Origin of the sequence: Microcoleus sp. Pol12A5, from assembly GCF_036701435.1 — a bacterium.
GTDB lineage: Bacteria > Cyanobacteriota > Cyanobacteriia > Cyanobacteriales > Microcoleaceae > Microcoleus.
Genome location: NZ_JAUBQU010000076.1, coordinates 1,732 through 13,049 on the forward strand (window position 1 = coordinate 1,732; position 11,318 = coordinate 13,049).

Consider the following 11,318-nt stretch of genomic DNA (forward strand, 5'->3'; position numbering starts at 1 on the left):
GGCATCCATTCGGGGTCTGCCGGCGCAATTCGGGCCAATTCTTCCGATCGCTTGACTGCGGAGGCGATCGCATCTTCATCAAATTCTGTAACAGCCGCAGAGGCGCTTTTGTTGCCAAAATAGCTAGTAATGCTCAGGTTAAATACAGTTTTGCTGATATTTTGGCTGATTTGATTTTCCGAAAATCTCGAAAGAGATTCCTCGCCAGTAGAGAGACTGACAAATACTTCCTCTGCTTTGGATAGTTTGACTGCTTTTTCTACTACAGATAAGGCTTGGTCTTCACTTAAACTTGCGGGCGATGTTGTTAAAGTCATGATGGTAATCGCTAATTGGTAATTGCTAATTGCTAATTGGGCGTAGGGAATTGGGATTTATTTTTTTACTCACAACATAAAACAGACTGCTCACCATAGTAGCTGGTTTTAATCCTAAGTCTCAAAAATAATAATCTAACTTAAGGTAAATGCCTTGGCTCCACAAAATTTATAGGTTATAGGACAGCTTTGTTAGCAGATGAATAGGATTTCTGACTCTTGGGGGTCCTAATCATCTGTTTGGGTAAAAATCTTATTTGGTCAATATCATTTCATCAATCATATCTAATATATCTGGGTCTATAGTCATATCAAACTTCCTGGCGAATAATTTGTCGGATTCCCTAATCTTTTCAAAATCCTTTTTCTCTAAATTCCTCGGATGGAGTGCGTTAACATCATCCCCCCAATCTCTATATCTCAAGTCATCGTTAATTATCTTGTCCTTAAAAGGTGAATTTAAAATCAGCGTTTGGTAAAATATTTCATCTCCACAATAAGTGTAATTAAAACGATTAACAAAGTTGGTGTTTTGCTTGACAAAATCATCGATCCATTTTACACATTCTCCTGTTAAGCACCAATGAAAAGAACCTCCATAAAGAGGAAAGCTTTCAAAAAATTTCCGCTTTTTAGGTAAAGGCAAAATCAAAACTGAATATAAGAAAGATGCAATAGGAGATTTAAACTCGCGCTTTTCTGGAATACAAAAATGTATATCATTCCAGCGGATGTGCCAATATTCTACTCTTCTTAAGCCGCCACCTTTCCATTTACTACAAGGTAGTGGAAAATTCTCTAGAAATTCTCTCCCTTTATTCTCTTGCAAAAACTTCGCGATATGTTCATTTGATTTAATCAAATAGTCTTGACCCGATAAGTGGACAACATAATCAAAGTAGGTACCTGTTTCGACTATTGATTTAATCCCTTCAAGAGTAGCTTTTACAAGTTCAAAGCTGGCCCAGGCTGATTTGTATCTCTTTATAAAAGAGACATTGGGAAAATCCTTTAGTAGATTAAATATCTGATGATAAATTGTATTATCGACTTTTTTATCTATATGTACAAAAAATGCAACATCATCTGTGTTCAGCGTAGAAATAAGACGCAGTAATTGTTCTGGATATTTATGTGCCAAAACTATATATGCTATTTTCATAAAAAACTCCTCAAGAGGTAAGTAAATTTTTAGTTTTTGTTTTGTAAGGTGCTTCTTCATCAAATTCTGTAACAGCACCAGAGGCGCTTTTGTTGCCAAAATAGCTAGTAATGCTCAGGTTAAATACAGTTTTACTGATATTTTGGCTGATTTGATTTTCCGAGAATCTCGAAAGAGATTCCTCGCTAGTAGAGAGACTGACAAATACTTCCTCTGCTTCCGATTGTTTGACTGCTTTTTCTATTACATATAAGGCTGGTCTTCACTTAAACTTGCGGGCGATGTTGTTACAATCATGATTGGTAATTAGGCATTGCGAATTGGGCATTGCGAATTGGGCATTGTTAGCAATTAACTAATAACTAAGAACCGATGCCCCATGCCCCATGCCCCATGCCCTATTACCCAATTTGAATATCCCTCACTCGCACCGGCACACAAGCGTGAGTCATTTGAGCAACCTGCATCGGCTCGCCCTTTCCGCATATATTAGTACCGCACTGAACCAGCTCCGAAGCCGGCCCGATCGCATCTATTTGATTCCAGAAATCAGTAGTCATCGCCTGATAAGTTACATCCTTCAACATACCGACAACTTTACCTTTTTCCACCTTCCAAAAAGCATCGCCGCCGAATTGAAAATTGCGCCGCTGCTGGTCGATCGAATAACTACCCATACCGTCGATTAAAATCCCGTCTTCCGTATCCGCAATCATCTCTGCCAAAGTAGCAGTATGGCTGCCGCCATCCGGGCCCGGCTCCAATCCCAAATTGGGAATTCTCACCATCGGCACGCTCGACCAACTGTCAGCGTAAGCAGAACCGTTGCTGCTACCGCGTCCGAGGCGATAAGCCGTCTCTCTGTCAGTGAGATAATCAACTAAAATTCCATCCTTGACAACGTACCACTCTTGTGATTTTACGCCCTCATCATCGTAACCCATTGTACCGCGACCACCTGGTTGAGTGCGATCGCACTTAAAATTCACCCAAGGTGCAGCGTATTGCAGTTTATTTAAATTATCAGTAGTAGCAAAGCTCGTGCCAGCAAAATTAGATTCGTAGCCGTAAACCCGGTCTAATTCTGTTGGATGCCCTACAGATTCGTGGATTGTCAAATACAAATTTGTTGGCATAAGAATCAGGGATTTGCAAATACCAGCAGGGATTTTGGGAGCGCGAACTTTCTCAATAGCTTCGGCGGCAACTCTTTCGACTTGACTCAACAAATCATCGGGATTAATATGTTCGTAACCGATATTCATCGGCGGGCGTTCGTAACTGCGACTTTGGGCATCGCCGCCCGCAATTGCCGTACAGTCAAAACCCGGATAGCTGCGGTAGATTGTTTGTTCGATTAGCGAGCCTTCTGTGGAAGCAAAAACCTTGTCTTCCCGGCTGGACTGCAAAAAAGAAGAAGCTTTTTTGATGCCTTGTGCGCCGTGTGCTAGCAGCTTCTCGTTAATAGTTAGCAGTAGTTCAGCTTTGTCAGCAACGGGTACAGAAAAAGGGTCAATGGCGATGGGAGTAATGTAGGTATCAACATATTTTTCCACAGGCACCAACCGCACCGGTTCCTTTTGAGTTAAGCGGCTGCCTTTAGCGATTTCTACAGCCAAAGCGACTATTCTTGCAACCTCTGCGGGTGTTTTGCTGTGACTGGCGGCAAACCCCCAAGCGCCGTCTAAAAGCACTCGCACGCCAAAACCGGAACTTACATTATCTGACAGTTGACTTAAAGATCGATCGCGCGCGTAAAGATTCTGCCTTCGGTAACTGCAAAAACGTACATCACCGTACTCGCAACCTGTTTTCCGAATCAAATCTACAGCCAAATTTGCTAACTCGTTAGCAGAGATTTTTGCAGTTAATTGCACCATAGTTATTCGTCATTCGTCGTTAGTTGTTAATTATTATAACATATTTGAATAAACCGCGAAGACGCGAAGGACGCTAAGGAAGGAAAGAGAGAGGTCTTTCTCATATCGTTTACGGTTGTTTCGGAATGATTAAACCGCAGAGGGCGCAGAGGGCGCAGAGGAAGAAAAGAGAGAGATTAATAATTCCGATGCCAACGAATTTGATGTCATTTCTAAGTAGATTCTTTACCTGAAAATATCTTCTTTTTTCTCTTCTTTCGCGTCCTTCGCGTCTTCGCGGTTCGTTAAATCCTACTCCATCTCCTGCAAAACCCCTGTCAAAATTTCCACAAGGCGATCGATATCTTCCTTCTCAATAATCAGCGGTGGCGACAAAGCAATAATATCACCCGTAGTCCGAATCAGCAACCCTTTTTCATAGCACTGCAAGAAACAATCAAACGCCCGTTTTCCCGGCTTCCCAGCAATAGATTCCAACTCAATACCTGCCACCAGTCCCAGATTCCGAACATCAATTACGTGCCGCACTCCCTTCAAAGAATGCACCGCATCTTCCCAGTAACCAGCCATCTTATCGGCTCGTTCAAATAACCTTTCTTCCTCATAAATATCCAGCGTCGCCAAAGCAGCCGCACAAGCCAGAGGATGACCCGAATAAGTATAACCGTGAAAAAGCTCGATCGCATTTTCAGGAGCATTCATAAAAGCATCATAAATGCCTTCTTTCACAAACACCGCCCCCATCGGCACCGTACCGTTAGTTATCCCTTTCGCCGCCGTCACAATATCGGGAACTACCCCAAAATATTCCGTTGCAAAACTAGAACCGAGTCGTCCGAATCCGGTAATTACCTCATCAAAAATCAGCAGAATTCCGTATTTGTCGCAAATCGCCCGCAGTCGCTCCAAATAACCTTTCGGCGGAATCAAAACCCCTGTAGAACCAGCCACTGGTTCCACAATTACTGCTGCAATATTCGACGCATCGTGCAAAGCGACAATCCGCTCCAATTCATCCGCCAAATGCGCTCCCCATTCCGGTTGTTTGCGGCTGAAAGCATTGTGTTCGAGATTGTGAGTGTGAGGCAAATGATCGACTCCCGTGAGCAAACTGCCAAAAAACTTGCGGTTTGTACCGATACCCCCGACAGAAATTCCCCCAAAACCAACGCCGTGATAGCCGCGTTCCCTCCCGATCAATCTTTGGCGAGTTCCTTCACCTTTCACCCGGTGATAGGCGATCGCAATTTTTAAAGCAGTTTCTACAGATTCCGAACCCGAATTAGTAAAGAAAACGCGATCGAAATTGCCCGGAATCATCTTTACCAAACGTTCCGCCAATTCAAAAGCCCCCGGATGTCCCATCTGAAAAGCCGGAGAGTAATCCAAACGCAAAACCTGCTGTTTAACTGCTTCGGCAATTGTCTCGCGGGCGTGTCCGGCATTCACGCACCACAGCCCCGCAGTACCATCTAAAATTGAGCGGTTATCATCAGTTGTAAAGTGCATATCTTTGGCCGAAACCAATATTCGCGGATTCGCTTTAAACTGTCGGTTGGCAGTGAAGGGCATCCAGTAAGCGTCCATATTTGTCATATTTTTTTATATTTTTATATTGATGATTCTGCCTTCAAACTATAACTTGCTACCGATTGGATAGCGCCAGAAACTTATTATAATTTTACAAAGATCTCTTTTAAACGAACCGCGAAGACGCAAAGAGCGCGAAGAAAGAGAAGAAAGAGCTTTTTCTTATTTGCAAGTAGAGTCTTTGCCTGAAGACATCTACCTATAGCAATCCTAAATCATTTGTAAATTTCTTACTCCCTCCCCTTAGTAAGGGGAGGGTTGGGGTGGGGTAAAAATTTACGACTCATTTAAAATTGCTATATCTTCTTCTTTCTCTTCCTTTGCTCCTTCGCGGTTCATTAAATAGATATTCTTTAATTAACGATCGCCTCCACAGACTCATGCTGCAACAAACCGGTCAGCATTTTCACAGGCCTCTCGTCGTAGGGCCACGCGAAAGCATGGCGAAAAGCGGCCTCTTGACACGCTTGCAACTGCCGAAAATCAATGATATCCAAAGTTAACAAATTCTCGTACTCAAAAGGCAGCCGCACGTTGTGCAATCCCGCGTTGTCAGTACAAATGGCAATATCGACACCAGCTTCAAAACATCGATCGAACACAACCTTCAAATCGCGCATATCCTGCAAGGTCCCCGTTTTGAGATAGGTAGTCGGGCAAACTTCCAAGCATTGACCCCTGCGCGCGACTTCTGGCAGCAATTCGGGATATTTTAACGGAATTTGAATCCCGTGACCTATACGCATCAGATAAGGCAGAAGTTCGGGATAACAGCCTGAGGTAGTTTCGTACAGGTGGCCGGTAGTTTTGATGCCGATCGACCTCGCGTACTGGTACAATCCGACAAACTCCTCCAAACGCTCGCCAATACAATCATCGCCGCCAGCTATATCGATCGCGCAAACATATTCTCCCATCCCGGCCGCCAAATCTACGATCGCCCGATTCACCTCATAGGGTAAACGCGAGTGCATACACAAAATTTGGCTAGTAACAATCGGAAAATCGCTAATTTGACTTGCCTTGCCCACAACCTGTACAATTTCTGCCATCAAATCAATGCGTTCTGACTGTTCCAAATGTTCTGGAGTCCGCAAATAAGGCGTATAGCGCAACTCCAAATAAGCCAGATTTTCAAACACGTAAGCGCCCCGCATCAACCGATAGATGAAATAAGGCAAAGTCTCAACAGTTTGAACGCTTTCTACCAGCGTGTGCAGTTCCAAATACTCATTGAGAGTATTGCGCGGACGAGTGTAAAACTCCTCAAACTCCGAGTATTTCGGAAATCGATTAACCATCTCAGCATTGTGGCGATCGAAATACCGCCACAGCACCCTAGGAACGACAGAACCACCCAGATGGCGGTGCAACTCAGCGTGTAAAGTCATGCGATTTTAGATTTTATATTTTAGATTGAAAGAATTGAAGGATTGAAGAATTGAAGGATTGAAGAATTTGTAATTTAGTCCTATACGCATCAGTGGTCAGAAACCGGGTTTTCCCACATACCAGCCAACAACCTCCAGCAGGTAAACTGTTCCACATTTAAGCTGCACATTGGATTTCCATAAAAACTCATCAAATCCTCTCTCATTCTCCCCTCTCCCATTCTCCCCCTGGCTCTCCCTTCCCAAGTCCCCTGATAGTGCTGGAAGTGGGCTGATGAGAGGAATACAGCCTCAAGTCTTTCAATTGTAACAAAAATTTATTTGACATCCGGGACACGTTAGTACATAATCAGAGTTTGTGTCAACCTGAACTGAACGCGAGAAACCCTTGGCTAACGTAGTTGTGATCGGCGCCCAGTGGGGCGATGAAGGAAAAGGCAAAATTACCGATTTGCTCAGCAAATCCGCAGATATCGTTGTCCGCTACCAAGGGGGCGTCAACGCCGGTCACACCGTGGTAGTAAACGGTCAGACTTTCAAGCTGCACTTAATTCCGTCCGGGATTCTCTACCCTGATAAAGAGTGTATCATCGGCTGCGGTACGGTCATCGACCCTAAAGTTTTAATTGCAGAGTTAGATCAGCTAGAGGCACTGAATATTTCAACGGCCTCCCTGATGATTTCGGAGACGGCTCACGTAACGATGCCCTATCATCGATTAATTGATGTAGCATCGGAAACGCAGCGTGGAAATTATAAAATCGGGACGACGGGACGCGGCATTGGCCCTACTTACGCCGACAAGTCGGAACGCACTGGCATTCGGATGCTAGATTTAATGGACTTGGAAGGGTTGCAAGAACAATTGGAATGGACGATTAATTGTAAAAATGTCCTTCTCGAAAAACTCTACAATTTGCCGCCTCTAAATCCGCAAGACGTAATTGATGAATATCGAGTTTATGCCGAACGTTTGCGGCCGCACGTAGTAGATAGTTCCCTGAAGATTTATGAGGGAATTCACAAGCGGAAAAATATTCTGTTTGAAGGCGCTCAAGGCACTTTATTAGACTTAGATCACGGTACTTATCCTTACGTTACTTCGAGCAATCCCATCGCTGGTGGGGCTTGTGTGGGAACCGGAGTCGGCCCAACAGCGATCGATCGCGTAATTGGCGTAGCAAAAGCTTATACAACCCGCGTCGGAGAAGGCCCCTTCCCTACCGAAATGGTAGATGGAATAGGAGCAGTTTTGGGCGAGAGAGGTGCAGAATTCGGCACGACAACGGGCAGGAAACGCCGCTGCGGTTGGTTCGACGCAGTAATCGGCCGCTACGCAGTCCGCATCAACGGCCTTGACTGTCTGGCAATTACCAAACTCGATGTTTTGGATGAATTAGAAGAAATAAAAGTTTGCGTTGCTTACGAAATTGACGGCGAAAAATGTGTTGATTTCCCGAAAAGTTCCCGGATATTTGCTCGGTGCAAACCTATTTACGAAACCCTTCCCGGTTGGAAACAGTCTACGGAAGAGTGCCGGAATTTGGAAGATTTACCGCCGCAAGCATTGGATTATCTAAAGTTTTTGGCAGACTTGATGGAAGTTCCGATCGCGATCGTTTCTCTCGGCGCGAGCCGCGACCAAACTATTATTGTAGAAGACCCGATTCACGGCCCGAAACGCGCTTTGCTTTCTGCTGACGGCCATCCCGCCAAACCATTTTAGGTTTGAGATTTTAGATTGGGAAAAATTGATGAGGAGATTGGGAGAGTTGAAAAGGCAGAGATTCGGAGAATAGCCAAATTCCCAATTCCCAATTATTATCAAATATTCAGCGAATTTAATTAACTTCGATCGCTGTAGCATAAATTTGATAAAATGTGAAAACAATCAGCAGAACGTAATAAAATGGAACTCGCAGTAGAATGTCAAAAGCGGGCAGAAGGCACCAAACCTAATGCCCTCCGCCGCTCTGGATTGATTCCCGCCGTCCTCTACGGGCACAAAGGATCTGAATCCATTTCCCTTACCATAAAAGCCAAAACAGTTGAACACCTGCTCAAAAAGCACGCAGTCAACAATACCCTAATTGACCTCAGCATTCCCGACCTCTCTTGGAGCGGAAAAACCTTGCTGCGTGAAGTTCAAGTTCATCCTTGGAAGGGCTATCCTTACCACCTGAGCTTTTTCTCCGTGGCAACTCAAGACAGTCTGGAAGTTGAAGTTTCGCTGAATTTTGTCGGCGAAGCTGTCGGCGTCAAGTTAGAAGGCGGCATCTTGGATACCGTGCTGACGCAACTGGCAGTTAAGTGCAAACCTGACAGCATTCCTGAAGCAATTGAAGTAGATATTTCTAATTTAAAGGTTGGGGATGCGCTGCACATTCACGAATTAGTTTTGCCTGCGGGAGTGGTAGCTCTCGGCGAACCCGATCAGGTGGTGGTTACCGTGCTGGGAATTCAAGCAGGTTCTGAAGCCGAAGACGCAGAAGAAGACGCAGCCGCAGCAGCTTAATTAGTAATTGCTAATAGTTGTTAACTAATGGTTGAAAAAAAGGGCGATCGCTTTCTCCCAAAAGGGCGATCGTTTTTTGCTAGAAAGGATATTCTCGTTTGGGTTTGCTCGTACATTTTGCGCCGCTTGTAATATTTTTTTAGAGCGGTTCCCTGGCCAAGCCCACAAGAAAGCATCCCATAAGCAAGAACCTGCCGTGTTTACTTTTATTTACAAAAGGGGCGATCGACGACCAGAAGCTACAAGAGTCGGAACTGGCGCGCAAATCAGCCAGAAACTGTGCTGATTCTTAGATATTTAGCCGTAAAATCAAAAAAATAGCCGAGAATCCCGGTTGGTCGCCAGCACGGGGAATCAAAAAACTTAAGAATTAGGGGAACAAGCCCGCTACTGTTAATGTCAAACGCAAGTATAATTGTGAAACGTTTTGACTACCATATTTAATTCCTGCCTCTGGAGCCGCCGCCCATATGCCATCAACAGTGAATACAGAATCAACAGCGGTTCAATTTAACCAACAGGGAGAAACATACTTATCCCAAGGAAAAATAGAAGAAGCGATCGCATCCTGCGAGCAAGCTTTGAAGATTCACCCCAATTTTGCACCAGCTTACAAGACTTTGGGCAACGCGCTGCAAGCTCAAGGCAGGATGGAAGAGGCGCGACACTGGTACGCTAAAGCGATTGAAATAGAACCGAATTTTGCGGAAGTATACGCGAATTTAGGTAGTCTTGGCGCGCAGCAGCAAAAATGGCAGGAGGCGATCGGATTTTATCAAAAGGCGATCGCGATTAAGCCGAATTTCGCGGGAGTGTACCGGAATTTAGCAAAAGTATTCGGACAAATTAGCAGACCGGAAGAAGCCCAGCAGTGCTGGTATCAAGCATTTAGTTTGGAACCGGAAAAAGTAGCGCCTGGGGAACATTTGAATATGGGCGACGCTTTTTTTCGGCAGGAAAAATTCCCCGAAGCGATCGCTTGTTACGATCGCGCCATAAAATTAAATCCTAATGTGGCGACTGCTTACCAAAATTTGGGCGAAGCGCTAAAAAAACAAGGCAAGTTAGAGGAAGCGACAGCATATTATCGCAAAGCTATTGAACTGAACGCAGCTAATGCGAGAAACGGCAGCGAGGGACAGCAAACTTTGGCGGGTGCAACTGCGAAAAACGGTGCAGTTAAGCAGCAACCCGCAGCAACCCCAGTGCAGCAGGCAGTGAAGCCGCCAGTGCAGCCGCCAGTTAAGTCGCCAGTGCAGCAGGCAGTTAATTCTACAATTAATATAGAAGATCCAGAAGCATACAAAATACTGGCAGAAGGCTATTTTGCTCAGGGCAAATTGGAACAGGCGATCGCAGCTTGTAAGAAGGCACTGCAAATTAAGCCGGAAGCGCCGCTTTACAAAATGCTGGGCAACGCCCTGCAAGCTGGCGGGAAAATTGATGAAGCTAAAAGTTGCTATGTCAAAGCAATAGAAATTAACCCTAATTTTGCCGAAGCTTATGCTAATTACGGCAGCATTTGCGCGCAGCAGGAACAGTGGCAGCAAGCAGTTTCTGCTTACGAAAAGGCGATCGCCCTGAAACCAGATTTTGCCGGTGCTTTTCGCAATTTTGCCAAACTGTTGACGCAGTTAGGCAAGTCGGAGGAGGCGGCTGAGGCTTGGTATCGAGCATTTGCGATCGACCCCAAGTCGGGCACCGCTGAGGAACACGAGAATTTAGCCAAAACTTTGATCGATCAAGGTAAGGTAGATAAGGGAATTGAGTGTTACCGGCGCGCGGTTGAGTTGAACCCAAATGCTGGCGCAGCTTATCACGAATTGGGGGAAATTCTTAAGGGTCAAGAACAGTGGGAAGCGGCGGTAGAAGCTTACACTAATGCCATTAGAAACAATCCTAATCTTTCTTGGTCGCACAACAATTTAGCTGAATCGCTGGTTAAGTTAGAACGGTGGGAGGAAGCTGTAAATGCCTACCGCAAGGCGATCGAATTAAATCCAGATTTTAGCTGGTCTCACAACAATTTAGCAGATGTGCTGCTGAAGCTGGAACGGTGGGAAGAAGCTGTAGAGTCTTACCGGAAAGCAACAGAATTAAATCCAGATTTCAGTTGGTCGCACAACTATTTAGCAGACGCGCTGATTAAACTGGGAAGGTGGGATGAGGCAATTTCGGCTTACCAAAGGTCGATCGAACTCAATCCTGACCATTTTTGGGCACACAACAATTTAGCAGAAGCGCTGGTGAATTTGGAACGGTGGGATGAGGCGGTTGTTGCCTACCGGCGTGCTAACGAAGTTAATCCGAATTTCTTCTGGTCGCAGAGCAAATTGGGCGACGCGCTGCTAGAAATGGAAAGGTGGGAGGAAGCGATCGATGTTTACCGACGCGCGGCCGAGTTAAATCCTGATTTTCCGTGGACTTATTACAACATGGCAACGGCTTTTGAGAAGCTGGAAC

8 protein-coding genes are annotated in these 11,318 nt (G+C 45.1%); 3 read left to right on the forward strand and 5 right to left on the reverse strand.

The features are described from left to right. The 5 genes from QUA45_RS19150 to QUA45_RS19170 form a co-directional block, all read right to left on the reverse strand. Window positions 1-317, reverse strand: a 317-nt coding sequence (locus QUA45_RS19150) for a PmbA/TldA family metallopeptidase (protein ID WP_333221873.1), incomplete at its 3' end; no start/stop codon positions are given. Window positions 318-570: 253 nt separating this feature from the next. Continuing rightward, on the reverse strand, window positions 571-1,578 hold the full coding sequence (locus tag QUA45_RS19155) for a beta-1,6-N-acetylglucosaminyltransferase (protein WP_333221862.1): 1,008 nt from the start codon (window positions 1,576-1,578) through the stop codon (window positions 571-573). 302 nt (window positions 1,579-1,880) lie between these two features. After that, a complete protein-coding gene (locus QUA45_RS19160; RefSeq protein WP_333221863.1) occupies window positions 1,881-3,359 on the reverse strand; it encodes a TldD/PmbA family protein in 1,479 nt (492 codons plus the stop codon). 291 nt (window positions 3,360-3,650) lie between these two features. Then, entirely contained in the window at window positions 3,651-4,955 is a 1,305-nt protein-coding gene (locus QUA45_RS19165; protein ID WP_333094783.1) for an aspartate aminotransferase family protein, read from the reverse strand. Window positions 4,956-5,302: 347 nt separating this feature from the next. Further along, a complete protein-coding gene (locus QUA45_RS19170; RefSeq protein ID WP_333094782.1) occupies window positions 5,303-6,340 on the reverse strand; it encodes an adenosine deaminase in 1,038 nt (345 codons plus the stop codon). Between the two features lie 388 nt (window positions 6,341-6,728). On the opposite strand from QUA45_RS19170, the gene QUA45_RS19175 reads away from it, so the two are divergent. The 3 genes from QUA45_RS19175 to QUA45_RS19185 all read left to right on the forward strand — a co-directional run. Beyond that, on the forward strand, window positions 6,729-8,066 hold the full coding sequence (locus tag QUA45_RS19175; RefSeq protein ID WP_333094780.1) for an adenylosuccinate synthase: 1,338 nt from the start codon (window positions 6,729-6,731) through the stop codon (window positions 8,064-8,066). Between the two features lie 183 nt (window positions 8,067-8,249). Continuing rightward, window positions 8,250-8,855 (forward strand): 50S ribosomal protein L25/general stress protein Ctc, encoded by a 606-nt coding sequence (locus tag QUA45_RS19180; protein WP_333094779.1) that lies wholly within the window; start codon window positions 8,250-8,252, stop codon window positions 8,853-8,855. 470 nt (window positions 8,856-9,325) lie between these two features. Next, window positions 9,326-11,318: tetratricopeptide repeat protein (locus tag QUA45_RS19185; RefSeq protein ID WP_333221864.1), on the forward strand; the 1,993-nt coding region annotated here is incomplete at its 3' end.